Annotated in this window: 30 protein-coding genes; 17 read left to right on the top strand and 13 right to left on the bottom strand. The window is 67.4% G+C overall.

Annotated elements, in window-relative coordinates; all coding sequences use genetic code 11:
* Positions 1-29 precede the first annotated feature (29 nt).
* The 3 genes from ACW18B_RS06100 to ACW18B_RS06090 all read right to left on the bottom strand — a co-directional run bounded on the left by ACW18B_RS06100 (position 30) and on the right by ACW18B_RS06090 (position 1,898).
* The gene (locus ACW18B_RS06100) at positions 30-620 is read right to left on the bottom strand and encodes a 5-formyltetrahydrofolate cyclo-ligase (RefSeq protein ID WP_492050413.1); all 591 of its coding nucleotides are present in this window, start codon (positions 618-620) and stop codon (positions 30-32) included.
* 585 nt (positions 621-1,205) lie between these two features.
* Complete coding sequence (locus ACW18B_RS06095) at positions 1,206-1,532, bottom strand: cell division protein ZapA (RefSeq protein ID WP_492050411.1); 327 nt, start codon at positions 1,530-1,532, stop codon at positions 1,206-1,208.
* Between the two features lie 3 nt (positions 1,533-1,535).
* On the bottom strand, positions 1,536-1,898 hold the full coding sequence (locus ACW18B_RS06090) for a DUF4164 family protein (protein ID WP_492050409.1): 363 nt from the start codon (positions 1,896-1,898) through the stop codon (positions 1,536-1,538).
* Positions 1,899-2,117: 219 nt separating this feature from the next.
* On the opposite strand from ACW18B_RS06090, the gene gap reads away from it, so the two are divergent.
* The 4 genes from gap (at position 2,118) to fba (ending at position 6,159) form a co-directional block, all read left to right on the top strand.
* Complete coding sequence (gene gap / locus ACW18B_RS06085; protein WP_492050408.1) at positions 2,118-3,125, top strand: type I glyceraldehyde-3-phosphate dehydrogenase; 1,008 nt, start codon at positions 2,118-2,120, stop codon at positions 3,123-3,125.
* Between the two features lie 27 nt (positions 3,126-3,152).
* On the top strand, positions 3,153-3,749 hold the full coding sequence (locus tag ACW18B_RS06080) for a hypothetical protein (RefSeq protein WP_492050406.1): 597 nt from the start codon (positions 3,153-3,155) through the stop codon (positions 3,747-3,749).
* Complete coding sequence (locus ACW18B_RS06075; RefSeq protein ID WP_492050404.1) at positions 3,746-4,936, top strand: phosphoglycerate kinase; 1,191 nt, start codon at positions 3,746-3,748, stop codon at positions 4,934-4,936. The genes ACW18B_RS06080 and ACW18B_RS06075 overlap by 4 nt, the downstream gene beginning before the upstream one ends.
* Positions 4,937-5,067: 131 nt before the next feature.
* Positions 5,068-6,159: a class II fructose-bisphosphate aldolase gene (gene fba / locus ACW18B_RS06070; RefSeq protein ID WP_492050403.1), complete on the top strand. Its 1,092-nt coding sequence runs from the start codon at positions 5,068-5,070 to the stop codon at positions 6,157-6,159.
* A 54-nt stretch (positions 6,160-6,213) separates the two neighbouring features.
* On the opposite strand, the gene ACW18B_RS06065 is transcribed toward fba, so the two are convergent.
* The 3 genes from ACW18B_RS06065 to ACW18B_RS06055 form a co-directional block, all read right to left on the bottom strand.
* On the bottom strand, positions 6,214-6,882 hold the full coding sequence (locus ACW18B_RS06065; RefSeq protein WP_492050401.1) for a DUF1109 domain-containing protein: 669 nt from the start codon (positions 6,880-6,882) through the stop codon (positions 6,214-6,216).
* A gap of 196 nt (positions 6,883-7,078) precedes the next feature.
* Positions 7,079-7,720, bottom strand: a complete 642-nt coding sequence (locus ACW18B_RS06060; RefSeq protein ID WP_492050399.1) for an NrsF family protein — start codon at positions 7,718-7,720, stop codon at positions 7,079-7,081.
* Positions 7,707-8,246: a sigma-70 family RNA polymerase sigma factor gene (locus tag ACW18B_RS06055; protein WP_492050397.1), complete on the bottom strand. Its 540-nt coding sequence runs from the start codon at positions 8,244-8,246 to the stop codon at positions 7,707-7,709. The genes ACW18B_RS06060 and ACW18B_RS06055 overlap by 14 nt, the downstream gene beginning before the upstream one ends.
* A 179-nt stretch (positions 8,247-8,425) precedes the next feature.
* Here ACW18B_RS06055 and ACW18B_RS06050 point away from each other — a divergent pair, with 179 nt between their 5' ends.
* From ACW18B_RS06050 to ACW18B_RS06025, 6 genes are all read left to right on the top strand, one after another.
* Positions 8,426-8,698 carry a BufA1 family periplasmic bufferin-type metallophore gene (locus ACW18B_RS06050; RefSeq protein ID WP_492050396.1) on the top strand — a complete coding sequence of 91 codons (273 nt, stop codon included), beginning with the start codon at positions 8,426-8,428 and terminating at the stop codon, positions 8,696-8,698.
* An 82-nt stretch (positions 8,699-8,780) separates the two neighbouring features.
* On the top strand, positions 8,781-9,611 hold the full coding sequence (bufB, locus tag ACW18B_RS06045; protein ID WP_492050395.1) for an MNIO family bufferin maturase: 831 nt from the start codon (positions 8,781-8,783) through the stop codon (positions 9,609-9,611).
* On the top strand, positions 9,604-10,371 hold the full coding sequence (locus tag ACW18B_RS06040) for an HvfC/BufC family peptide modification chaperone (protein WP_492050393.1): 768 nt from the start codon (positions 9,604-9,606) through the stop codon (positions 10,369-10,371). Before bufB ends, ACW18B_RS06040 begins: the two co-directional genes overlap by 8 nt.
* Complete coding sequence (locus ACW18B_RS06035) at positions 10,368-10,811, top strand: DoxX family protein (RefSeq protein WP_492050391.1); 444 nt, start codon at positions 10,368-10,370, stop codon at positions 10,809-10,811. The genes ACW18B_RS06040 and ACW18B_RS06035 overlap by 4 nt, the downstream gene beginning before the upstream one ends.
* A 124-nt stretch (positions 10,812-10,935) precedes the next feature.
* Positions 10,936-11,433: a response regulator gene (locus tag ACW18B_RS06030; RefSeq protein WP_492050389.1), complete on the top strand. Its 498-nt coding sequence runs from the start codon at positions 10,936-10,938 to the stop codon at positions 11,431-11,433.
* Positions 11,430-11,873 (top strand): hypothetical protein, encoded by a 444-nt coding sequence (locus ACW18B_RS06025; protein ID WP_492050387.1) that lies wholly within the window; start codon positions 11,430-11,432, stop codon positions 11,871-11,873. The genes ACW18B_RS06030 and ACW18B_RS06025 overlap by 4 nt, the downstream gene beginning before the upstream one ends.
* Positions 11,874-11,950: 77 nt before the next feature.
* Here ACW18B_RS06025 and ACW18B_RS06020 read toward each other — a convergent pair whose 3' ends face one another.
* From ACW18B_RS06020 to ACW18B_RS06010, 3 genes are all read right to left on the bottom strand, one after another.
* Positions 11,951-12,586, bottom strand: a complete 636-nt coding sequence (locus ACW18B_RS06020; RefSeq protein WP_492050385.1) for a DUF2799 domain-containing protein — start codon at positions 12,584-12,586, stop codon at positions 11,951-11,953.
* A 75-nt stretch (positions 12,587-12,661) separates the two neighbouring features.
* Positions 12,662-13,234 carry a tryptophan-rich sensory protein gene (locus tag ACW18B_RS06015; protein WP_492050383.1) on the bottom strand — a complete coding sequence of 191 codons (573 nt, stop codon included), beginning with the start codon at positions 13,232-13,234 and terminating at the stop codon, positions 12,662-12,664.
* Positions 13,235-13,377: 143 nt separating this feature from the next.
* On the bottom strand, positions 13,378-13,791 hold the full coding sequence (locus ACW18B_RS06010) for a hypothetical protein (RefSeq protein WP_492050381.1): 414 nt from the start codon (positions 13,789-13,791) through the stop codon (positions 13,378-13,380).
* Positions 13,792-13,962: 171 nt separating this feature from the next.
* Here ACW18B_RS06010 and ACW18B_RS06005 point away from each other — a divergent pair, with 171 nt between their 5' ends.
* Positions 13,963-15,780 carry a methyl-accepting chemotaxis protein gene (locus ACW18B_RS06005; RefSeq protein ID WP_492050379.1) on the top strand — a complete coding sequence of 606 codons (1,818 nt, stop codon included), beginning with the start codon at positions 13,963-13,965 and terminating at the stop codon, positions 15,778-15,780.
* Between the two features lie 21 nt (positions 15,781-15,801).
* Here the strand turns inward: ACW18B_RS06005 and bfr are convergent, their stop codons facing one another.
* Both bfr and ACW18B_RS05995 read right to left on the bottom strand, forming a co-directional pair.
* Positions 15,802-16,284, bottom strand: coding sequence for a bacterioferritin (gene bfr, locus ACW18B_RS06000; protein ID WP_492050377.1), 483 nt, complete (start codon positions 16,282-16,284; stop codon positions 15,802-15,804).
* A gap of 145 nt (positions 16,285-16,429) precedes the next feature.
* On the bottom strand, positions 16,430-16,615 hold the full coding sequence (locus ACW18B_RS05995; protein ID WP_492050375.1) for a (2Fe-2S)-binding protein: 186 nt from the start codon (positions 16,613-16,615) through the stop codon (positions 16,430-16,432).
* A 150-nt stretch (positions 16,616-16,765) separates the two neighbouring features.
* On the opposite strand from ACW18B_RS05995, the gene thiE reads away from it, so the two are divergent.
* The 5 genes from thiE to ACW18B_RS05970 all read left to right on the top strand — a co-directional run bounded on the left by thiE (position 16,766) and on the right by ACW18B_RS05970 (position 21,716).
* Positions 16,766-17,413 carry a thiamine phosphate synthase gene (gene thiE, locus ACW18B_RS05990; RefSeq protein WP_492050374.1) on the top strand — a complete coding sequence of 216 codons (648 nt, stop codon included), beginning with the start codon at positions 16,766-16,768 and terminating at the stop codon, positions 17,411-17,413.
* A 73-nt stretch (positions 17,414-17,486) separates the two neighbouring features.
* Positions 17,487-17,900, top strand: coding sequence for a hypothetical protein (locus ACW18B_RS05985; RefSeq protein WP_492050372.1), 414 nt, complete (start codon positions 17,487-17,489; stop codon positions 17,898-17,900).
* Positions 17,901-18,332: 432 nt separating this feature from the next.
* A complete protein-coding gene (locus tag ACW18B_RS05980; protein WP_492050371.1) occupies positions 18,333-19,127 on the top strand; it encodes an inositol monophosphatase family protein in 795 nt (264 codons plus the stop codon).
* Positions 19,128-19,285: 158 nt separating this feature from the next.
* Positions 19,286-20,356: a glycerophosphodiester phosphodiesterase gene (locus ACW18B_RS05975; RefSeq protein ID WP_492050369.1), complete on the top strand. Its 1,071-nt coding sequence runs from the start codon at positions 19,286-19,288 to the stop codon at positions 20,354-20,356.
* 61 nt (positions 20,357-20,417) lie between these two features.
* Positions 20,418-21,716, top strand: coding sequence for a hypothetical protein (locus tag ACW18B_RS05970; protein ID WP_492050367.1), 1,299 nt, complete (start codon positions 20,418-20,420; stop codon positions 21,714-21,716).
* A gap of 160 nt (positions 21,717-21,876) precedes the next feature.
* On the opposite strand, the gene ACW18B_RS05965 is transcribed toward ACW18B_RS05970, so the two are convergent.
* Positions 21,877-23,730: an ABC transporter transmembrane domain-containing protein gene (locus tag ACW18B_RS05965; RefSeq protein WP_492050365.1), complete on the bottom strand. Its 1,854-nt coding sequence runs from the start codon at positions 23,728-23,730 to the stop codon at positions 21,877-21,879.
* A gap of 113 nt (positions 23,731-23,843) precedes the next feature.
* Here ACW18B_RS05965 and rpmE point away from each other — a divergent pair, with 113 nt between their 5' ends.
* Positions 23,844-24,068 (top strand): 50S ribosomal protein L31, encoded by a 225-nt coding sequence (gene rpmE, locus ACW18B_RS05960; protein ID WP_492050363.1) that lies wholly within the window; start codon positions 23,844-23,846, stop codon positions 24,066-24,068.
* Positions 24,069-24,203: 135 nt separating this feature from the next.
* On the opposite strand, the gene rcdA is transcribed toward rpmE, so the two are convergent.
* On the bottom strand, positions 24,204-24,713 hold the full coding sequence (gene rcdA, locus ACW18B_RS05955) for a protease adaptor protein RcdA (RefSeq protein ID WP_492050362.1): 510 nt from the start codon (positions 24,711-24,713) through the stop codon (positions 24,204-24,206).
* Positions 24,714-24,739 lie beyond the last annotated feature (26 nt).

Below are 24,739 nucleotides of genomic sequence, written 5' to 3'. Positions count from 1 at the left end.
GAAATTCCTTAACGCGCCCGACGGGGCGCCTAGACTGTCACCGCGATATACTCTTTTTCGGTGAGAATGGCGTCCAGCGCTTGATCATGCGCCTCGTGCGGCAAATTGGCCGTCTCCTGACCGCCATAGGCCAGGCCCAGCACGAAGACCTCGCCCCGCGCCTTCAGGGCCTCCAGCGCCCGGTCATAATAGCCGCCGCCCTGCCCCAGACGCTTGCCGTCGCGGTCGAAGGCCAGCAAGGGCGCCACCACCAGATCCGGCGTCACGATCGGCGCGTCAGCGGACGGGGCGTGCAGGCCGATACTGTCGCGGGCCAGCGGCGCCGTGCGATCCCACTGGCGAAAGACCATGGTCCCGTCCTCCACCGACGGCAGGGCCAGGGTCCAGCCGGCCTGCGCCAACTGGTCAGCCAACAGGCGCGGCGGCACCTCGGAGCCGGCGGGATGATAGAGCGCCGCGACCTTGCCGGCCGGATCGGGGAAGCGGGCGGCCAGCGGCGCGCGCCCGACCTCGGCCACCATGCGGTCGGCCTCGGGAAACTCGCGGGCCAGCAGCTTGCGCCGGGTGCGCACGAACATCCGCAGGGTCGACTTGGCGGCGGCGGGGTCAGCGTGAACCATGGGCTCTGCTTAACCGGCAAAACCCGGGCGACGCAAGGAAAGGGGAGAAGGGTGGCGGCGCCATGAAGAACCGTGAAGACGTTTCAATCCACTCGAACCTGTTTGTTACAGGTGGGCTCCGTGTTCCCGCAGCCACGGCCACGGGAGGGAACAGATCCCGATAGAGAGATTAAGGTCCCTGGGAATAGAAATCTTCGACGAGGGCCACAGCAGACCCGCCATTGAGCAAGATAGGCCCTTGATGGCCCGGGCGCCAGCGTTGCTGACGTCGCGGCGGTCAAATAGCTGCTCCCCCTCTGGGGGAGCTCCCCCTAGCGGGCAGGGCGATCGCCTATGGATCTGGCGCTAAAAGACCCAGCCTTCCTGGGCCTTGTGCCCAGGACCCATGGCGCCGCCGATGTGGACTTGGGTCAGTGTTCCGGGCCGTTCAGCCGCGAATAGGGGCCCAATCGCAGCCTGCCTCAAACATGGGTCCTGGGCACAAGGCCCAGGAAGGCAAGAATTTTGAGTTTGCTTAAAGGCCTGTGCCCGCCAGCAACCCCTATGCGATAGCCCTGCCCCAGAGGGGGGGGATCTTGGAGACCCCTACTCCGCCGCCAGCTTCTCGATCCGCTCGGCGGCGGCGTCGAGGGCGCGGACGGCGGTGGCTTCGGCGCGGCTGCGGTCGGCCTGCTGGCGGGCCAGTTCGCTCTGGGCGTGGGCCAGGCGCAGCTTCAGGTCGCTCATCTCGTCGGCCAGCAGCAGGGCGCCCATCAGAAACAGCCGCGTCTCGCCCAGCTGGCCGACATCCTGGCTGACCTGACGCACCTGCCGATCGAACAGGCGGGCGATCTCCAGAAGGTGGGCCTCCTGGCCGTCCTCACAGCCGACAGTGTAGGGGCGGCCGTTCACCTGGATGGTCAGCTGCGCCATGGATCAGGCCTCCCGCGGGTCGTCGAACAGCTCATCGGCCTCGACCGGTTCTGCGTCGTCGGACAGATCGTCGTCATTGGAGGGGCCCTCGTCGCCCAGGGCGGCGCGGATCTCGGCGATGGCCCGGCCCAGGGCCACCGAAGCCTGTTCTCCGGCCTCCTCCAGCGCGCGCTCGCGCTCATGGGCGGCGTCCAGCTCGGCCTTGAGGCGCGCGGCCTCGCCGTCGAACAGGTCGCCGGCGGCGGCCGGGGCCGCCTGGACCGCCGGTCGCGCCACCTGAGCGGCCAACCGTTGCTCAAGCTGCGCCACGGCGCGATCGAGACGGCGGGCGGCGAGGTCGAGGGCGCTCGTTTCGCCCGGGGTCATCGGCGGGTTCCAATCATGCGACGCAACATATAGATCAGGGCCAGCTTCGCCACCCGCTGCGGCGACAATAGGGTGATGAAAACACCCTTGGCCACATTCCGTCATGCGTTGTGACCGCTGCCGGGCTTGACTTCCAGCCCACTGGCCGCAAAACGCGCCTGCAAAATCAGGGAACGCCGGTCCTTCTCGGCCGCGTCCGATCGTTAGGAGAAAGACCTCATGGCTCTTCGCGTCGCCATCAACGGCTTTGGCCGTATCGGCCGCCTCGTCCTGCGCTCCATCGTCGAGCACGGCCGCACCGACATCGAGGTCGTGGCGATCAACGATCTGGGCCCGGTCGAGACCAACGCCCACCTGCTGCGCTATGACAGCGTGCACGGCCGCTTCCCCGGCGTCGTCACCTCGGGCGAGGACTGGATCGATGTCGGTCACGGCAAGATCAAGGTCACGGCGATCCGCAACCCGGCCGAGCTGCCCCACAAGGACCTGAACGTCGACATCGCGTTCGAGTGCACCGGCCTGTTCACCACCAAGGAAAAGGCCAGCGCCCACCTGACCGCCGGCGCCAAGCGCGTGCTGGTCAGCGCCCCCTGCGACGGCGCCGACCAGACCATCGTCTTCAAGGTCAATGACAACGTGCTGAGCGCCGCCGACCTGGTGGTCTCCAACGGCTCGTGCACCACCAACTGCCTGGCCCCGATCGCCAAGGTCATCCACGACGCGGTCGGCATCGAGCGCGGCTACATGACCACCATCCACTCCTACACCGGCGACCAGCCGACCCTGGATACGATGCACAAGGATCTGTATCGCGGCCGGGCCGCCGCCCTGTCGATGATCCCCACCTCGACCGGCGCCGCCAAGGCCCTGGGCCTGGTTCTGCCCGCCCTGAAGGGCAAGCTGGACGGCTCTTCGATCCGCGTGCCGACCCCCAATGTCTCGGTGGTCGACCTGAAGTTCGTGCCGACCCGCGACACCACCGTCGCCGAGCTGAACGACGCCCTGAAGGCCGCCGCCGCCGGTCCGCTGAAGGGCGTGCTGGACGTCACTGACGAGCCGCTGGTCTCGCACGACTTCAACCACATCGCCGCCAGCTCGACGGCGGCCCTGGCCCAGACCCAGGTCATCGAAGGCAAGCTGGGCCGCGTGCTCAGCTGGTACGACAACGAATGGGGCTTCGCGACCCGCATGAGCGACACCGCGCTCGTGATGGCCAAGTTCCTGTAGGAGCAGCAGAAGGGAGTTCCAAAGCCAATGCCATCTCCTCCGGCTCTATTAGAGCTTGGCGAAGATCGCTTTGCGCTGGTCAAAATTGTAGCGCGGCATTGCCTAATGCCGCACCCCAACGTGGTGTCAGCACTTGGAGCGCCAGTATTTCAATCCGTTCGCGATCAGAAAAATCGTCTGACTATCGGAGAGATCGCTGGCCAAACCGTCCTTCTGGACGACAACGTCACACCACGTTGGGCACTACTTTGGGCACACGGCATTAAGAACACAGAACATCTGAGAGGATGGACGTTTGCGCATATCTGGGGGCAACCCAAGAACCCTGGCGCTTACACGCAACTTGCCAATCTATGCATGATGCCCGAATTTTTCGGCAGTCTTTCAGACAAAAACGGCCCGCTCTGCGACTACCTGAAATTCCACTCTTGGAGCCGTTATGGCTGGAGCCCCGACGGCGGTGCGCCGATTGAACCTCCAGATTTCCAGTCTATCGAATGGCAATACCTAGCTGATTTCCAGCAGCCCAAAGCCTTCATCGCTGAGCGTTTGGGTGCGCTCGACAACCAACGCGTTAACCTGCTGCGTGAAGTGGCGGCCATTTCCAGCACGAGAGCAACATGACCTTCCGCACCCTCGACACCGCCGATCTCGCCGGCAAGACCGCCCTGGTCCGCGTGGACTTCAACGTGCCCGTCGAGGCCGGAAAGATCACCGACGACACCCGCTTGCGCTCGGCCCTGCCGACCATCCAGTTCCTGATCGGCAAGGGCGCCAAGGTGGTGCTGCTGGCCCACTTCGACCGGCCCAAGGGCAAGGTCGTTCCGACCATGAGCCTGGGCTTCGTGGCCGAGCCCCTGGCCGCCCTGCTGGGCGCGCCGGTCGCCTTCGCCGCCGACGGCATCGGCGATGAAACCGCCGCCCTGATCGCCGCCCTGCCGGCCGGCGGCGTCGCGCTGCTGGAGAACGTCCGCTTCCACGCCGGCGAGGAAAAGAACGACCCGGCCTTCGCCGCGCAGCTGGCCAAGCTGGGCGACGTCTATGTCAATGACGCCTTCAGCGCCGCCCATCGCGCCCACGCCTCGACCGAGGCCCTGGCTCGCCTGCTGCCGGCCTATCCGGGCCTGGCCATGCGCCGCGAGCTGGACGCCCTGGACGCCGCCCTGGGCAACCCCAAGAAGCCGGTGATCGGCATTGTCGGCGGCTCCAAGGTCTCGACCAAGCTGGATCTGCTGCGCAACCTGGTCACCAAGCTGGACTATCTGGCGATCGGCGGCGGCATGGCCAACACCTTCCTCTATGCGGCCAAGATCGATGTCGGCGCCTCGCTGTGCGAGCCCGACCTAGCCGACACCGCCCTGGAGATCATCGATCTGGCCGCCGTGGCCGGCTGCAAGCTGCTGCTGCCGACCGACGTGGTGACGGCCAAGAGCGTCAAGCCGGGCGTCCATGCGCAGACCCGCAATGTCTATGAAGTCCAGCCCGACGACCTGATCCTGGACGCCGGTCCCGAGACGGTGAAGACCCTGCTGGCGGCCATGGACGCCAGCAAGACCCTGATCTGGAACGGCCCGCTTGGCGTCTTTGAAGTCCCGCCGTTCGACGAAGCGACCGTTTCGGCGGCGAAACACGCCGCTCAGCTGGCAAAGTCGGGTAAACTTGTGGCTGTGGCGGGCGGCGGTGATACCGTGTCGGCCTTGAATCACGCGGGGGTGGTGGGCGACATGACCTTCGTCTCGACCGCCGGCGGCGCGTTTCTTGAATGGATGGAGGGCAAAACCCTTCCCGGCGTCGCGGCGCTGGAAATCTAGACCCTTTCGCCATGCGGGCCCCGCCAAGGGGCCCGCTTTGGCACAGACGGCCCGGGCAGAGAACGCACAAGCGTCACGCCCCAAAAACAAGAAACGACCCATCACCTTTCAAGCTTGCAGGAGAGATATCAGTGGCGAGGATCACGCTTAGGCAGTTGCTGGACCATGCGGCGGAGCATGAGTACGGGCTGCCGGCCTTCAATATCAACAATATGGAACAGGGTCTGGCGATCATGGAGGCGGCCGACGCCGTCAACTCGCCGGTCATCATCCAGGCCTCGCGCGGCGCGCGCGCCTACGCCAATGACATCATCCTGACCCGCCTGATCGACGGCCTGGTCGAGCTGTATCCGCACATTCCGGTGTGCATGCACCAGGACCACGGCAACGGCCCGGCCACCTGCGCCACGGCGATCCAGTACGGCTTCACCTCAGTGATGATGGACGGCTCGCTGATGGAAGACGCCAAGACCCCCGCCTCCTACGACTACAATGTCGAGATCACCCGCAAGGTGGTGCAGATGGCCCATGCCTGCGGCGTGTCGGTCGAAGGCGAACTGGGCGTGCTGGGCTCGCTGGAAAGCGGCATGGGCGAGGCCGAGGACGGCCACGGCTTCGAGGGCGTGCTCAGCCATGACGAGCTGCTGACCGATCCCGACCAGGCGGTCGACTTCGTGCAGCAGACCGGCGTCGACGCCCTGGCCATCGCCATGGGCACCAGCCACGGGGCCTACAAGTTCACGCGCAAGCCGGACGGCGACGTCCTGGCCATGAACGTGATCGAGGACATCCACCGCCGCCTGCCCAACACCCACCTGGTGATGCACGGCTCATCGTCGGTGCCGCAGGACCTGCAGGACATCATCAACGAACATGGCGGCCAGATGCCCCAGACCTGGGGCGTGCCGGTCGAGGAGATCCAGCGCGGCATCAAGCACGGCGTGCGCAAGATCAATGTCGACACCGACAACCGGATGGCCATCACCGGCGCGATCCGCAAGATCCTGATGGAAAAGCCGCAAGAGTTCGATCCGCGCGCCTATCTCAAGCCCGCCAAGGCGGCCATGCGCAAGGTCTGTGAAGCCCGCTTCACCGAGTTCGGCTCGGCCGGCCACGCCGACAAGATCAAGCCGCTGTCCACCGCCGTCATGGCCCGGCGCTACGCCTCGGGCGAACTGCACGCCAAGTTCGGCGTCCCGCCCGGCAAGGCCGCCGCCGAATAGGCGTTCGAGCCTGAAATGAAACAGGGCCCTTCGGCGCGATCCGGAGGGCCTTTTTTATCGCGACGGCCCGCGCGACAACCCACCGAGCAGCTTCAGCGCGCCGGCCCCGACCGCCCCGCACAGCACGATGGCCGCCGTGTACCAGAAGCCGACGAAGACAAAGGTCGATTGCACGCAGTGCAGGCCATACACCGTGGCCGCGACGCCGCCGCAGAACAGTCCCGCGGCCAGACCGGTCAGGGTCGGCTGCTCCAGCTCCAGCGGTCTCAGGCCCAGAACGGCGAAGACCAGCATTGGCGCGGCCAGACCGGCGATCTGCAGAAGACAGGGGCCGACGCAGGCCGGCATGAACAGCTCGGCCAGAACGGCCGGGTCCAGGCGGTTGAACTGGACGCCCGCGGCGATCAGCATGGCGAAGATCAGGACCAGGGCGATGGTAATCGCTGTCCACCCGAGCACACGGGGCCGCGCAATCGTTTTTGTCGCGCTCAGGGCGGCCCAGGCCAGCCCCCCGGTATAGACCGCCTTGAGCCAGAAAAACGGCTGAGACGACGCGCTGGCGAGGTCCGCCCGGGGGCCCAGCCACAGCAGCACGATCATCACCGCCGCCAGAGCGCCGGCCACGCCGATCTCGGCCAGACGAACCGTCGCCGTGGCGCTGTTCCAGGCCTGAGGCCTGGACCCCACGCCGTCCAGAGCGGCGAAGGTGTCATCGTCTGTCACGAACGCCTCCCCAAAGACGCATTTTTCGATAGGCGTAGGCTGACAGTCAGGAGTCGACGCTGGGACGCGTCCTGCTTCTGCATCTCGCTCGCGCGCCAGGCTCGCCATGGAGACGGCGAGCACCGCCTTTGTCAACCAGCGTTATGCAAACCATTGCGCAACACACGGCGGCGCCTCTGCGACATCCAGACCGCGCCTACCAGCGCAGCATCCAGCGCCCGATCAGGGCGCCCAGCGAGGCCACCAGCAGAACGCCCAGCGTGTACCAGAACCCGACGAACACCATGGTGTTCTCGGCGCAGTGCAGGCCATAGACCGTCGCGCAGACAGCCCCGGAGAACAGCCCGGCCGCGAAGCCCGCCAGGGTTGGCCGGGTCGGGGCCAGACCGCGCAGCACCACCAGGGCCAAGGCCAGCATGGGGGTCCCCAGGACCAGAATATTGCGCAGGCAATGAAGGATCGAATTGCCCCGAACCATGCCCATGCGCTGGTAGGGCCCCACCAGCATCATCTGGATGATCCCGGCGGCCACGAACAGGATCAACACGGCGCCGACCAGCCACAAGGCCCGCCGGCCCGAGCCCGCCGGACGCGACAGCCGCTCGCAGGCCCAGAAACCAGCCACGGCGAGCAGGGCGGTATAGGTCGCTTTCAACCAGAAAAACGGGCCCAGCATCGCCTCATGGAGGTCCGCGCGCACGCCCAACCACGCCAGGACCAGGGACAGGGCGATCACGGCGCCCAGAACGGCGACGATCAGCAGCCGCCGAGAGGGCGCGCCGCCGGGCGCCGGTCCGGCGTCGGCCGCCAGGGTGTCGATCAGATCATCGGTCCGCATGGCGCATCCGTTCGGCCAGGGACTTCAGGGCGCGGTGCAGGGCGACCTTGGCCGCGCCTTCGGAGATGCCGGCCCGGGCGCCGGCCTCGGCCAGGCTGAGCCCGGCCAGCTTGACGTCGCTGACCAGGATCCGCTGCCGGTCGGGCAGACTGGCCAGGGCGCGGTCGAGCTCGAGCCCGACGCCGGGGTCCTGTTCCTCGGCGGCCAGGAAATCGGCATGGTCCTCGATCGGCAGGGTCTGACGGATCTTGGACCGGCGCCAGTGGTCGATCAGCTTGTAGCGCGCCACGGCGTGCGCCCAGGCGGTGAACGGCAGGGACGTGTCCCAGGTCGCCCGCTTGATATGCACCGCCAACAGCGTCTCCTGCACCAGATCCTCCACATCGCTGGGCGCGCCGGACATCCGGCGCGCGAAATAGGCGCGCAGCCGGACACCCAGCAAGGCCAGACACTGGCGATAGGCCGGGGCGTCGCCCTCCAGCCCGCGCAGCATCAGCGCCTTCAATTGGGTTTCGATGTCCGTCACGCATCCCCCTATTCGCGCGTCAGGCCCCAAGGGTTACACGGCTCGCGCGCGGACCGAAACCCATCGTTGGCGCTTCGAATATTTGTTCGGCGACCGCTGTAACCTTTCCCTGCGCCCCGCCGTACTTCCCGTCGACCTGGCCAACGCGGCCGGTCTCCAACCTCGTCAAGGAGCCCCCTATGAACCGCACCGCATCCGCCGCCCTCGCCGCCGTCTTCGCCCTGTCCGCCGGCGCGGCCCTCGCCGCCGACGGCGCCAAGAAGCCTGAAATGGAAAAGTGCTACGGCGTCGCCAAGGCCGCCGAAAATGACTGCAAGGCCGGCGCGGGCACCTCGTGCGCCGGCACCTCCAAGATCGACTATCAGGGCGACGCCTGGAAGCTGGTCGCCAAGGGCACCTGCGCCACGATCAAGACCCCCAAGGGCATGGGCTCGCTGACCCCCAAAATGTAGTCCAGCCCGGACACTTGCCCCCTCCGGATGCCATGCCGTCAGGAGGGGGCGAGGTCATTCCCCAAAATACGAGACTCCCCCGATGCCCCCCGCCGCCGGCCTTGGCCTCAAGCCCCAGCACTATGACGACGCGCGCGCCGCGACGGCGCCGGGCCTGTGGTTCGAGGTTCATCCCGAGAACTACATGTCAGCCGGCGGGCCGCGCCTGTCGGCCCTCGAGGCGATCCGCCAGCGCCATCCCCTGTCGCTGCACGGCGTGGGCCTGTCCCTGGCCGCCGACGCCGATCCGGATCCGCATCACCTCGCGGCGCTCAAGGCCCTGGTCGATCGTTTCGAGCCCTTCGTGGTCTCCGAGCATCTGGCCTGGTCGACCCATCGCGGCCTGCACCAGCCCGACCTCCTGCCCTTTCCCCGCACCCAGGCGGCCCTGGCCCGCATCGCCGACAATATCGGCCGGATGCAGGACGCCCTGGGCCGGACCGTCCTGATCGAAAACCCCTCGCTTTACCTGCCCCTGACCGGCCACGACCTGGACGAAACCGCGTTCCTGGCCGCCCTGGTCGCCAGAACCGGCTGTGGCCTGCTGGTCGACGTCAACAACGTCTTCGTCAGCGCCAGCAACCTTGGCTACGGCGCGCAAGCCTATCTGGACGCCCTGCCCGCCGCCGCGATCGGCGAGATCCATCTGGCCGGCCATGGCCCGGATGCGGGCGGATCAGGTCTGCTGATCGACACCCATGGCGCGCCGGTGAGCGAGGCGGTCTGGGGCCTCTATCACCGCCTGATCGAGCGTGTGGGCCCGCGCCCGACCCTGATCGAGCGCGACGACGACATCCCGGCCTTCAGCGTGCTGATGGCCGAACGCGACCGCGCCCAGGCCCTGATCGAGGCATGGGAGCCGGCCTATGTCTGAGCTGCTGGATTTCCAGGACGCCTTTGTCGCCGCCCTGGGCGGCGCGCCCTCGGCCCTGACGCCCTGGCTGGCCTCGCGCGAGGCCGGCGAGCCGGGTCTGGCGGTCTATCGCAACACCATCGCCAGGGGCTGCGTCGACGCCCTGTCCGCCAATTTCCCCACCGTGCGGGACATGGTCGGCGAGGACTGGTTCCGCGCCGCCGCCGGCCTGTTCGCCCGCGAGGCCCCGCCCGCCCACGCGGCGCTGCTGGACTATGGCCAGGCCTTCCCCGCCTGGCTGGACCGCTTCCCGCCCGCCGCCGACCTGCCCTATCTGGCGGGGATCGCCCATCTCGACCGGCTGTGGACCGAGAGCCTGTTCGCCGCCGAGGCCGCGCCGCTGCCGCCGCAGGCCTTCGCCGGCCTGCCGCCCCAGGCGCTCGCCGAGGCCGTCGCCACCCTGCACCCCTCGGTTCGCTTCGCGCGCTTCGAGGCCGGCCTGCCCAGCCTGTGGGCCGCCGCCCGGGCCGGCGACACCGAGCTTGACCTGCCGGAGCCCCCGGAAGGCCTGTTGCTGGCGCGACCCGGCGGCCGGGTAACCCACCGCGTGATCGGCCTGGCCGACCTCGCCTTCCTGACCGCCTGCCGGGCCGGTCGATCGCTCGCCCACGCCATCGGCCTGGCGGCCGAAGCCGACGCCGCCGTCGATCTTCAAGCCCTGTTCGCCGCCCTGATCGCCGATGGCGTGTTCAGCGGCCTCAATCCCGGACCCCTGTCATGACCGCCAAACTGCTGATCCCCTTTGACCGTTTCGCGCAGATCGCCGGCAAGGTCCTGCCCGACGACGTGCTGACCCTGGTGGCGCGCCTGGGCGTGGCCAGCGTGTTCTTCCTGTCGGGCCGCACCAAGGTGGACGGCGTGCTGCACATCACCGACTCCACCTATTCGCTGTTCGCCGACGAATACGCCCTGCCCCTGGTCCCGTCGGACATCGCCGCCCCTCTGGCGACCTATTCGGAGCACCTGTTCTCGATCCTGCTGGTGCTGGGCCTGCTGACCCGCCTCTCGGCCCTGGCCTTCCTGGGCATGACGCTGGTGATCGAGATCTTCGTCTATCCCGACGCCTGGAGCACGCACCTGTCCTGGGCGGGGCTGCTGCTGCTGATCATCGCCAAGGGCGGCGGTCGCTTCAGCCTGGACCGCGTGATCGGCCTTCGCTGATCACGCGCGGGCGCCCTGCGACGATACGCCCCATGCGTTAGGGTTGAAGATAATTTCGCGTTAAGCTTGTTTTATCCCGCCGCGCTGATCTTGACCTATCGACGTTCAGTGAACCGGGGCCAACATGGCGGATGCGACACTTCGTTCTGACCTCTCGTTCAACTTTGGCGAGGCCAGCGTCATGATCGTCGACGAGAACGTCGGCTTCATCAATGTGATGACCCAGATGTTGTCGGGCTTCGGGTTCCGCAAATTTCATCGCTGCCACTCGTTCAGCGAGAGCCTGGCGCTCAGCGCCTATGTCGAACCCGACCTGATCCTGCTCGATCCGTTCCCACGGCCCGACGACGGCCTGACCCTGATCCAGGGTCTGCGCGCACGCCAACCCGCCGAGGCGGCGGCCCTGGTGGTGATTGTGATGACAGGCCATACGCCGCGCGACCTGATCGAGAAGGCTCGCCGGGTCGGCGCCGACTATGTTGTCGCAAAGCCGTTTTCGCCCTCCACCCTGCTGGACCGCATCCTGTGGAGCGCCGCCTCGCCGGCCGATCGCCTGCGCGACGACGATGACGCCGCCACAATGGATCCGATCCTCCAGGCCAGTCGGGCGCTGCTGTCATGAGCGCCCCCAGCCGCCTTGGCCGCTTCATGCACCTGCCCGGCGGCATAGACGCCGACCAGGCCCTGGCGGCGGCGAGCGAAAATCTTGACGCTCATCGCGACACGGCCCTGGCTCAGATCGACCAGGCCCTGAGCGACCTGGCGGCGGCCGGCAGTAACGCCCCCTCTCCCGAGACCTTGGCGCGGCTATCCGACAGTATCGCCAGCCTGGCGGGCATGTTCGACCTGACAGCGCTGAGCGGCGCCGCCAAGCGGCTGAGCGACCTCATGCGTGTCCTTGAGACGCGCGGAGCCACCGATCCCGACTTGATCGACCTGCACATCACCGCCCTGAGGGTCATTCGGGCCCAGCCCGACGCCCCCGGCGCGACCGAGCTCCTCAAAGGGCTGGATCAGATCGCGGCGCGTGAAGCCCGACGCGCCGACCCGGCCTTGGGCTAGGTTTTTGTTTTCGCATCGTTTTTGCGGAAAACCGAAGTCCACTTTTCCGCACGATGCTTCAGGCGCGTCGAGATCCGTCACCAACGGCCGTAGATCGGCCTGAACCGGTGTTCCAGGTCGCTGACCTCGCGCTCGGCGTCGCCCCTGGCCCAGTCCGCCCGACGGCCGTCCTCGATGGCGGCGCGGCGCTCACTGCGCAAGCGGTTCAGGCGGTCGTGCAGTTCGCGTTTCTGCTCGTGCGTGAGGGCCGGGTTGCGCAGCTCGTCCTCGACGCCGCGCGCCTCGCGATCCCGCTTTTCGGCGCGCCTGTCGGCGCTGGCGCGATCGGATTGCGCCTGACTCAGGCGCGTCGCCGCCGCATGGATCAGCTGGCCGTCGGCAAAGGCGATCAGGAAGTCGCCCGCCGCGGGTTCAGGACAAACCCCGGCATAGCTATGGCCCAGGCGCCCCTCGTGAAAGCCACGGTCGGGCGTGCAGTAGAGCCTCAGCCCCTGGGCGCGGGCCGCGAAATAGGGCGCGGGATCGGGCGTCACCCCGGCCTTGGCGCAGGCCTTGGCGTGGTCATCCAGACGGCTTTGCGGATACCCGGCCTCGCCATCCTTGAAACCGACCCCGGCCCAGTCGCCCTGCAGACAGGCCTCCTGGCTGATCGTCGCGCAACTGGCCAGCATCAGACCGCCCGCCAGGAGCGGAAGCCACAAGAAAGAACGCATGCCCAAAACCCCCCAGACTGTGTGAGGAAGCTAGGGCTTGGCGACCTGAATGGTCAATGAACGCCGACTCTGAGGTCAGTGCACCGTCGGCGCGGAGGATGGGCCTCGCCGCCAGAGCTGGGCGGTCAGGGCGTTGGCCACACCCAGCCAGCCCAGGTCGGGGTTCGTGCCGCCGCCGACCTTGCGAGCCTCGATCGCATAGGCCGTGGAAGCCGCCAGGGAGGCGGTCGCCGCCGCGACCTGTCCGCCCAGTCGCCGCGCGCCCAGACCCAGCCACAGGGCGTTGAAGCCCTGGGTCAGACTCCATAGCGTCAGGGCGCGGGTCCGGGCCGGACTGGCCGGGGCGTTCCAGGTGCGCAGGCCCGACAGGGTCATGGCGATGAACAGCGGCGGCAGGATCAGACTGGTCAGGGGCTTGGGCTGATGCGCGACCGGTTCGTGCATCTCGGCGAACTCGACCGCGTACATCGCATCGTCCAGCACCGCCTCATGACGCCGCCCCATGGCCAGGGCGGCCATGATCGCGCCGCCGGCCAACAGGGCGCCCAGGGCGATCTGGGCGGCCGGATGGGTGTCGCTTTGCTCGACCTCGAAGGCTTCGCGACCCGGACGGGCGTGACCGCCAGATTTGCCGTTGAGAATATGCATGGCGGAACTCCTAGCTTGGCGATCTAACCATTCGGCTGGGCCTTGGTTCCGGATCGCGCGGTACGCCGACATGATGGTCGTCATCGCCCGGGTCCGCCACGACAAATGCAGGTTCAAGCCGGCGATGACCTCTTCCCATGGCGTCAAAGGTCCTCCGGCGCCCGCATCAGGCCGTCGATCAGCTTTTGCATGTTGATCGCATTGGCCTCGACCGCCTTTTGAAGAGGCTCGCGGCGGAGGATGTCCGAGGTCACCAGAACACCGCCAGAGTCGCTGCGTAGGGCGAAACCCTTTTCCACCAGCTTCATCACATGCCGACGCGTCGTTTCCACCGGAAGGCCCAGGGACCGCGCGAGGGCGGACACGCTGATCGGTCGGCGGGCTTCATCGGGAAACAGACCTCCGGCCAGCCGCTCGGCGTAGCCGGACGTATGGCGTAGATGCTGGGTGCCGGCCTGGGCTGCCGCCATGAACACCAGCGCCAGCGCCACATCACCTTCGAAGACGTCCGTGAACAGGCCAACAAGCCGCAGGGCGTAGTCGGCCCCCAGGCTCATGTGATGCCGCGCAATGAACGCCGTTCGATTTCTGTACATGATGTATAAAAAGTTGCTTTACCTGATTGTTCCGACTTTATTGCTACCCATTTTGAGTAGGTCAAAACAACTGCTCAAGTCGCCATTAATACCTTGCGCCCATCTTCGCCCGACAACTTTTGGATGAAATGCATGCGTTTGCGCCTTGCTGGGGCAATGAACCTGTTTGGCGTGACCCTCGCCGTCGGCCTGCTGCTGCTGGCCGGGGTGTCGTGGTTTGCCCTTGAACGCATCCGCGTCGGCGGCCCCCTGTATAAACAGATCGTGGCGGGAAAGGACCTGACGGCCGATATCCTGCCGCCGCCGCTCTATGTGCTGGAAGCCTATTCAAACGCCAAGATCACCTATGCGGCCGGCCCATCGGCCGACCTGGACGCCGCGACCAAGTCGATCGCCAAGCTCCATGCCGACTATGACGACCGCCTCGCCTACTGGCGCGCCGCCAAGTTCGATCCAGCGGTCAAGGACGCCCTGCTGGGCGAGTCCGATCAGCACGCCAAGGACCTGTGGACCGCATCCGACGAGATGCTCACGGCCATGGGACAGGGCGACGCCGCCACGGCGGCCGCCGCCGAGGCGCGCTTGACCTCGGCCTATGCGGCCCACCGCGCGGTGATCGACAAGATCGTGCCGATGGTCGCGGCCGACAACGCACGGGTCGAGGCCGCCGCCGCCGCCGAACAGGTCAGGGACATGACGCTGATGGCGGTCGTCTGCGCGCTGATGAGCGCGATCATCGCCGGGGGCATCATAATGTTGCGCCGGGCCGTGGTCCGGCCGGTGGAGGGGATCACCCGCTATATGAGCGAGCTGGCGGCGGGCGACTATGAACGCACCGTGCCCTATGCAGGTCGGCCTGACGAACTGGGCGACATGGCCAAGGCGATCGCCATCTTCCGCGAAGGCGTGCTTGAGCGTCGAACCCTGCGCCAGGAACAGGACGACGAGCGCCTCAAGAGCGAGTCCGAACGCCGCGCCAGCGAATCCGAGCGCCAGACGGCCGAGCGCGAGCGCAATACGGCGATGCTGGCCCTGGCCGAGGCCCTGGACCACCTCTCCGAAGGCGACATCGCCTTCCGGCTGAACACGGCCTTCGCGCCCGAATACGAGCGCCTGCGGGGCGACTTCAACGCCGCCGCCGACCGCCTCAGCAAAACCCTGGCCCAGATCAAACAATCGGCCAGCGGCGTCGGGGCGGGGGCCTCGGAGATCGCCCAGGCCGCCGACGACCTGTCACGGCGCACCGAACAACAGGCCGCCAGCCTCGAAGAGACGGCGGCGGCCCTGGATCAGATCACCTCCACCGTGCGCCAGACCGCCGACGGCGCCCGCAAGGCGCACGAGATCGTCAGCGCCACGCGCGGCCAGGCGGAATCCACCGAGACCGCGGTCGGCGCCGCCGTGCGCGCGGTCGGCGAGATCGAAACCTCGTCCAGCCAGATCGGCCAGATCATCGGCGTCATCGACGAGATCGCCTTCCAGACCAATCTGCTGGCGCTCAACGCCGGGGTCGAAGCGGCCCGGGCCGGTGACGCGGGTCGCGGCTTCGCGGTCGTCGCCCAGGAAGTCCGGGCCCTCGCCCAGCGCTCGGCCGACGCCGCCAAGGAGATCAAGGTGCTGATCAGCACCGCCTCGACCAAGGTCAAGGAAGGCGTCGATCTGGTCGGCCAGACCGGAACGGCCCTGAGCGCCATTCTGGACCGGGTAGGACAGATCTCCGCCCTGGTGTCCGAGATCTCGGCCTCGGCCCAGGAACAGTCGACGGGCCTTCATGAGGTCAACACCGCCGTCAACCAGATGGATCAGATGACCCAGCAGAACGCCGCCATGGTCGAACAGACCACGGCAGCAGCCCACTCGCTGCGCAGCGAATCCGGACGCCTCACCGACATGGTCGACCAGTTCAAGCTCTCCAGCGACCAGCACAGCCCGATGCGCGCCGTCGCCTAGACCCGCCGCCCAGCTGCGAGATCAGCCGGCCGGCAGCTCGCCGACCGCGCTCTGCAGATAGTTCGGCTCGCCCAGGGCCTTGACCAGGCCCAGCTGCATTTCGAGGAAGTCGATATGCTCCTCGGTGTCGCTGAGGATCTCGCGCAGCAGTTCGCGGCTGACAAAGTCGCGGGCCTGTTCGCACTGGATGATTCCCGGGATCAGGGTCTCGCGGCCGCCGACCTCGACGGCCAGATCCGAGGCCAGACATTCAGGCACGGTCTCACCGATCTTCAGCTTGTGCAGGTCCTGCAGATTGGGCAGGCCTTCCAGAAACAGGATGCGGTTGATCAGCTTGTCGGCGTGCTTCATCTCGCCGATCGATTCGTCGTAGGTAATCTTGCCCAGGCGCTTGAAGCCCCAGTTGTCGTACATGCGGGCATGCAGGAAATACTGGTTTACGGCGGTCAGCTCGTTGGTGAGCACCGCATTGAGCAGGCGGATAATGCCAGGATCGCCTTGCATGGCGCGCCTCCCTTGAAGTTCGAGTCGAGGCGACCCTGGGGCAAGCCGCAGCGGGCTTCAACCGCTATGTCTGCAAGTGTTTCGCGCTTTCAGGGAAATCTGCGCAAGCGCCCATCGTTCTCAGAACGAGAGGTGAGAACCGGCCCTATTCGGCGGCGTAGGCCAGGGCCTGGCGCGTGTCGTCGATCATCTGGCGCATTTCGCACACGCACTTGGCGCACTGGGCCTGACAGCCCTGGTGGCGGAAGATCTCGGCGGGACGGCTGGCCCCGGCCTCTATGGCCGCCCGGACCTGACGCTCGCGGATGCCATTGCAGTTGCAGACGTACACGGAACAGAGCCCCGATGAATGAGTGTCATTCTCATGTAGCGGAGCGGCGCACAATTTGCAACTGACTCTCACTACAACGTCGCGACGGAGCCGCGACGGGCTCGGCAAGGCCGTGTTTGTGTCGGGCGGGATTTGGCCTAAACCCACACCATGACTCTCGATTGCCGCCTGTATCTGATCACGCCCCCGGCCCTGACCGACCTGAACGCCTTCGGCCTCGCGCTGAAAGCGGCTCTGGAGGCTGGCGACGTGGCCGCCCTGCAGATCCGCCTGAAGGACGTGTCTGACGCGGCGATCAGCGAGGCCGTCGCGGCTCTGGCCCCGATCGCCCGGACCCATGACGTGGCGGTGATCCTCAATGACCGGCCCGATCTGGCCGCCGGCCTCGACTGCGACGGCGTGCATATCGGTCAGGACGACATGGCCTATGGCGCCGCCCGCAAGCTGATGGGCAAGGACCGGATGATCGGCGTCACCTGCCATGACAGCCGCCACCTGGCGATGGAGGCCGCCGAGGCCGGGGCCGACTATGTGGCCTTCGGGGCCTTCTATCCCACCACCACCAAGGCCGCGCCGACCACCGCCGATCCCGAGATCCTGTCGATCTGGCACGAGGTGATGGAAACCCCGTCGGTGGCGATCGGCGGCGTCACCGCCGACAACGCCGCCGTCCTGGCTACGGCCGGCGCCGACTTCCTGGCGGTTTCGGCCGGCGTGTGGGCCCACCCGCAGGGCCCGGCGGCGGCGGTGGCCGCCCTGAACACCGCGATCGCAGAGGGTCTGGCCGCGCGCCCTTAAGCGAACGGCGTTATTGCGATTCCGCCCCGACGGGCATAGCCTTCCCCCAACGATAAGAGACGGGGGAGACGCGATGAAACATCGCCTCGTACTGTGCCTGCTTGGCGTATCGGTGCTTTCGGCCGCGACCTGGGCCGCCGCCGAGACCTGGAAACCCGCGCCGGGCGAGTCCGGCACCTATTACGACGAAGACTATATGCGGGTGGACGCCAAGTCCGGCCTGGTGCTGGTGCGCATCGCCGACGGCAAGCCCAACGGGCCCTACAGGTCCTGGCCGGCCAGCAAGGGCCCGATCATCATGTTCGCCCTGGACTGCCTGGCCGACAAATGGATCGACCTGGGCATGGACTTCACCGGGACCGGCGGCGGACCGACCAAGGGCTGGCGCAACGGCGAGAAGATCGACGACGCCAAGGCCGCCGCCGGCAGCGCCGGCAAGCTGGCCTGCGCCAATCGCGACAGCCTGCCCCAGGCGGATCTGCCTTAGCCACCGGAAAGATGCTCCCCTTCTGGGGGAGTCGTCGCCTATGGATAAGGCGCAAAAAGACTTAGCCTTCCTGGGCCTTGTGCCCAGGACCCATGGCGCCGCCGATGCGGGCTTGGGTCAGTGCTCCGGGACGTTCAGCCGCGAATGGGGCCGAAATCGAAGCGTGCGCAAACATGGGTCCTGGGCACAAGGCCCAGGAAGGCAAGATTTTCAAGGCTCCGTTCAGGCTGACCCCTTCAATCTCCCCTATGCGATAGCCCTCCCCCCCAAAGGGAGAGGATCTGCGTCAGCGCCCCGCCTTGCTTTCAGGGGCCGCCGCGACTAGGTTCCGCGCCCGATCTTTCTGACTGCCGCTTGCCTGTCCCCCGCCGTCTGCTCCTTTCAAGTGAAGGGAGGGACGCTGCGCAGGGGGACCTATGAGGAAATCCCGCCTTGGCCACGCCTTCCGCCCTCCTGAACGTGATGATCGACGCTGCGCGTAAAGCGGCGCGTGGCCTGGCCCGCGATTTCGGCGAAGTCACCGAACTGCAGGTTTCCCGCAAGGGCGCGGCCGATTTCGTCACCAATGCCGACCTCAAGGCCGAGCAGACCATCTTCGAACTGCTGGAAAAGGCCCGCCCCGGCTACAGCTTCCTGGGCGAGGAACGCGGCCTGATCGAGGGCACCGACAAGACCCACACCTGGATCGTCGACCCGCTGGACGGCACCACCAACTTCATGCACGCCATCCCGCACTTCGCGGTCAATATCGCCCTGCAGCGCGAGGGCGAGGTGGTGGCCGGCGTCACCTATAACCCCATCAGCAACGACCTCTTTTGGGTCGAAAAGGGCAAGGGCGCCTATCTGGGGGCCGAAAAGCGCCTGCGCGTCGCCGCCCGCCGCCATCTGGACGATTGCGTCCTGGCCACCGGCATCCCGTTCATGGGCAAGCCCGGCCACGGCCAGTTCCTGAAGGAGCTGCACCAGATCAGCCAGAAGGTCGCCGGCGTCCGCCGCTTCGGCGCCGCCTCGCTGGACCTGGCCTGGGTCGCGGCCGGCCGCTTCGACGGCTTCTGGGAGCGCAACCTGCAGCCCTGGGACGTCGCTGCCGGCGTGCTGATGGTCCAGGAGTCGGGCGGCAAGGTCACCACCCTCGAAGAGCACGGCAACCCGGTCGAGGGCGCCTCGATCCTGGCCTGTAACCAGGAACTGCACCCGCTGGTGCTGGAAAAGCTGCTGCTGGCTTAAATCCTTAAAACGGTCATCCCGGCCAAGCGCGCAGCGCGCCGAGCCGGGACCGCCGGAAGCTCTGAGCGCGTTGCGGTCCCGGATCTGCGCTCCGCTTGCCCGGGATGACAGTCTAAAGGTCTCGCCAAATCGTCACATCCGCGCGCTAAATCGCCGTCATGACCCTGCTGACCCGTCGCGCCATGACCACCGCCGCCCTCGCCGGCACCTTCCTGCCCGGCCTCGCCCGCGCCCAGGGCAAAAAGCCGATCGTCATCGCCCATCGCGGCTGCAGCGGCGAGCGGCCCGAGCACACGGCCCTGGCCTATGAGCGGGCCATCGATCAGGGCTGCGACTTCATCGAGCCCGATCTGGTCGCCACGAAGGACGGCCATCTGGTGGTGCGCCACGAGAACGAGATCGGCGGCACGACCGACGTCGCGAGCCATCCCGAGTTCGCCGCCCGCAAGGCGACCAAGACCATCGACGGTACGAGCCTGACCGGCTGGTTCACCGAGGACTTCACCCTCGCCGAGCTCAAGACCCTGCGGGCCCGCGAGCGCCTGCCGCAGCTGCGTCCCGCCAGCGCCGCCTTCGACGGCCAGGCCCAGATCCTGACCTTCGACGAGGTGGTCGCCATCGCCCGCGCCGGAACCCAGCGCACCGGCCGCACCATCGGCGTCTATCCCGAGATGAAGCACCCCGGCTATTTCGCTTCGATCGGCCTGCCGGTCGAAGGCCGGATGCTGGACGCCCTCAAGCGCAACGACCTCAACTCAGCGACCGCTCCGGTGTTCGTGCAGTGCTTCGAGGTCGGGCCGCTGAAGACCCTGCGCCTGAAGACCCGCGCCAAACTGGTGCTGCTGGTCGCCAATGAAGGCGGCCCGCCCGACCTGCCCGGCGTCACCTATGCCGAGCTCGTCACCGCCGAGGGCCTGAAGGCCGTGGCCGCCTATGCCGACGGTCTGGGCCCGGACAAGGCGATGATCATCCCGCAGGACGCCAACACCCTGATGCCGGCCACCAGCCTGGTGCGCGACGCCCACGCGGCGGGCCTGCAGGTCCACCCCTGGACCGTGCGTGCCGAGAACTATTTCCTGCCGGCCAGCCTGCGCCGGGGCGATGCGACGGCCCCTGACTATCTGGCCCAGCACGGCGACGTGACGCCGCTGCTTCAGGCCCTGTACGCGGCCGGCGTCGACGGCGTGTTCAGCGACTTCCCCGGCCTGGCGGTCACCGCGCGCGGCTGAGCTTGACCGCCCAAGGGAGGCGGGTGCAGCCTGCGCGCCTTCCAGATCCCCGAGGCGCTTCATGATCACCCGTCTGGCCGGCTTGGCCGCCGCTCTGCTGCTGGGGGCCTCGGCCCCCGCCCTCGCCGCTTCCGTGGGGGGACCCAGGCTGGACGTCATCGCCCAGGCCTTCGTGGCCCTGACCCTGGAGGCGGGCGAGCGTGAGCCTGGCTATGTCGACGCCTATTACGGTCCCAAGGCCTGGGCTGAGGCCGCCAAGGCCCATCCGCGCGCCGTGCCGGCCCTGAAGGCCGAGGCCATCCGTCTGTATGCCGCCACCCAGGCCGTCGACAATGCGTCGCTGAGCGCAGATGAACGCCGCCGCAAGACCTTCCTGCTGGGCCAGCTGAAGGCCGCCGAAACCCGCCTGGCCATGCTGGACGGCCAGACGTTCAGCTTCCAGGACGAGGCCGAGGGCCTGTTTGGCGTCCGCCCGCCGCTGCAGCCGCTGGACAGCTATGATCCGATCCTCGCGCGCCTGGACAAGCTGGTTCCGGGCGACGGCGACCTGGCCGCCCGCGTCGACGCCTTCCAGGCCAGGTATGTCATCCCGACCGACAGACTGGACGCGGTGATGAAGGCCGGCATCGCGGCCTGCAAGGCCAGGACCCAGGCCCATATCGCCCTGCCCCCGGGCGAGAAGTTCGACCTGTCCTTCGTCACCGGCAAGCCCTGGAGCGGCTATAACTGGTATCAGGGCGGGGCCCACAGCCTGATCCAGATCAATACCGACCTGCCGATCTATATCAGCCGCGCCCTCGATCTGGGCTGCCACGAGGGCTATCCGGGCCACCATGTGCTCAACGCCCTGCTGGAAGAGAAGCTGACCAAGGCCAGGGGCTGGGTGGAGTTTTCCGTCTATCCGCTGTTCTCGCCGCAATCGCTGATCGCCGAGGGCTCGGCCAATTACGGCATCAGCCTGGCCTTCCCGGGGGCCGAAAAGGTCAAGTTCGAGCGCGAGCAGCTCTATCCGCTGGCCGGCCTGGATCCGGCCACGGCCGGGGCCTATGACGCCCTGATGACCGCCAAGGCCGATCTGGCCGGGGCCGAGAACACCATCGCCGACGCCTATCTGTCAGGCCGGATGGACAAGCCCGCCGCCGTCGCGGCCCTGGCCAAATACGGTCTCAGCTCGAAGGCCCGGGCCGAGAAGCGCCTGAGCTTCATCGAGACCTATCGCAGCTACATCATCAACTACAATCTGGGCCAGGACAGGGTGCGCGCCCATGTGGAGCGCGCGGGCCCGAGCCAGACCGCCCGCTGGACGGCGATGGAAGCGGTGATCAGCGAGCCGACGACGCCGGCGGATCTGCTGAAATAGGCGGCGAAGCCCTTCTCCCCTTGCGGGAGAAGGTGGCGACCGCAGGTCGACGGATGAGGGGTCGCTCAATCGTCGACGACCCTATCGCGGCTGCGCTGACGTTAGACCCCTCATCCGGCCGCTATCGCGGCCACCTTCTCCCGCAAGGGGAGAAGGCGGATCAGGCCGCCTCCACCCCGAACTGCAGCCGCGCCAGGCGCGAATAGAGCCCGCCCTTGGCCGAGAGTTCGGTGTGGGTGCCCTGCTCGACCACGCGGCCGTTCTCCATCACCACGATGCGGTCGGCCTTGAGCACGGTGGCCAGGCGGTGGGCGATGACCAGGGTGGTGCGGCCGCTCATGGCCGCGTGCAGGGCCTGCTGGACCAGGCGCTCGTTCTCGGCGTCCAGGGCGCTGGTGGCCTCGTCCAGCAGCAGGATCGGGGCCTGGCGCACCAGGGCCCGGGCGATGGCCAGGCGCTGGCGCTGGCCGCCCGACAGGGTCTTGGCCCGCTCGCCGACCGGCGTGGCGAAGCCTTCCGGCAGGGCCTCGATGAAGCCCGTGGCCTGGGCGGCCTGGGCGGCGTCGCGGGCCTCCTGCTCGGTGGCGTCCTCGCGGCCAAAGCGGATATTGTCCAGGGCCGAGCCCGAGAACAGCGGCGAGTCCTGGGCCACCAGGGCCATGCGCGCGCGCACCTGCGCCGGGTCGGCGTCGCGCAGATCCACGCCGTCCAGGCGGATGACGCCCTCCTGAGGGTCATAGAAGCGCAGCAGGAGGCGCAGGACGGTGCTCTTGCCCGCCCCCGAGGGGCCGACCAGGGCGACGGTCTCTCCAGGCCTGACGGTCAAATCAAAGCCGTGCAGCGCCGTCAGGTCCGGGCGCCCCGGATAGGCGAAGGTGACGTTCTCGAAGGCGATGGCGCCGGTGGCCGGCGACGGCAGGGTCTTGGGATGGTCCGGCGCGGCGATGCCGGGACGGGAATTGAGCAGTTCGGAGATGCGCTCCATCGCGCCGGCCGCTTTCTGCACGTCGCCCCAGACCTCGCCCAGGGCGCCGACCGAACCGGCGGTCATGATGGCCAGCAGGGCGAACTGGGCCAGGGTGCCGGCGGTCATCTCGCCCGACAGCACCAGATGCGCACCCGACCACAGCAGGAGGGTGATGCCGCCGAAGGCCAGAACGATGACCACGGCGGTCATGCCGGCCCGGGCGCTGATGCGCCGCACCGACGCCTTGTAGGCGGCTTCGACCGCCAGGCCGAACCGGTCGGTCGAGGCCTTTTCGCGACCAAAGGCCTGAACGGTGTCCAGGGCGTCCAGGCTTTCGCCGGCATAGCCCACCGCGTCGGCGAACTTGTCCTGGGCCGTCACCGACAGCTTGCGGACCCGGCGGCCCAGCAGGAACATCGGGGCCAGCACCACCGGCACCATCAGCACGATGAACCCGGCCAGTTTGGGGCTGACCACCGCCATATAGCCCAGGCCGCCCAGCAGGCTGAGGCTGTTGCGCAGCGCCACCGAGGCCGAGGTGCCCACCAGGGTCTCGATGATGGTCACGTCGGTGGTCAGGCGCGACAGAACCTCACCGGTGCGGGTTTTCAGGAAATAGGCCGGGTCCAGGCTCAGAGTGTGGCCATAGAGGGCCCGCCGCAGGTCGGCGACCACGCGCTCGCCCAGCCGGGTGACGAAGAAGAACCGCAGCGAGGTGGCGACGGCCAGCACCAGGGCGACCGCGCCCAGGCCGATGAAGGCGCCGTTGATGGCCGAGGCGGCGCCGGTCGTGAATCCCTTGTCGACAACGCCCTTGAAGGCCGCCGTCAGCCCCAGGGTGGCGCTGGTCGAGAACAGCAGGAAGAAGCCGGCCGCCAGGGCGTCGCCGATATGGGCGCGCACGAACGGCAGCAGATGGGCCAGGGGGCGGATATCCTTGCGGCGGGGTCTGCGGGCCGCCGCATCCGCCATGCCCTGGACCAATTCGGCCCCGGCGCCGGGGCGTCCCTCGACCGAAATCTCGCCGCCGTTCACGTCGGTCATCAACTGTCCCTTGCCAAATTCGCTGGCGTTCTTTATAGCCGCGCCTCTTCGAGGGCCACCCGCAAGGGAGTCCGCTCACCAACTTTCACGCCGCCTCAAGTCGGTTGGACCGCCCGATGAAACAAGACATTCACCCCGACTATCACTTCATCACCGTCACCATGACCGATGGCACCAGCTATCAGACCCGTTCGACCTTCGGCAAAGAAGGCTCGACCCTGGTGCTGGACATCGATCCGCGCGTGCACCCGGCCTGGACCGGCGGCAACGCTCACCTGATGGACCGTGGCGGCCGCGTCTCGCGCTTCAACGCCAAGTTCGCGGGCTTCACCAAGAAATAAGCGCTTCTCGCCGCAAGGGCGACGAAAAGCCGGCTCCGCGTTCGCGGGCCGGCTTTTTCTGTGTCTGGTGGTTCGACCACAAAAAAGCCCGCCCTCTGCTGAGGGCGGGCTTTTTGTTGCGATGATGGATGGGCTTTACCCGCCGAACGCCGCCGTCAGGCGGTCAAACTGGGCCTGGACGGGACGCGGGGCGTCCTCGGCGGCGACTTCGACATACATGCGCTTGTCCAGGTGACGCACGCGCTCGTACAGCCGCTCGGACCGCTGCAGCAGATTGACCAGGCCGTAGGGCAGTTCCTCGATCGCCGCGCCGACCACCGCGATCTCTTCGGCCAGACGATAGTTTTCGGCGCAGGCGGCCTCGGCGGCCATCTCGCCTTCGCGCACCGCGCGCTGCACCAGCAGCCACGAGGCCACCTGCATCAGGCGGGTGGTCAGGCGCATGCTTTCGGTGGCGTAGGCCAGGGCGGCGTTGCGCGACAGGATCTTGCTGTCATGGCGACCGGCGCCGTCGAGATAGCCGGCGGTCTCTTCGACCAGCAGCATCCCTTCGTCGAACGTACGGTCAAACAGCTCCGACTTCGCGAAGTCCTGGATGACACCCGCGCGCCAAGGCGCCGCTGGGGAAACGCTCAAATCGGTCATAGGTACTCAATGCCCCTTCGAAAGGC

The organism is Caulobacter sp. FV2ps19, from assembly GCF_058681035.1.
The sequence above is the reverse complement of the archived record's forward strand: the minus strand, read 5'-3'. Positions and strand labels throughout refer to the sequence as shown.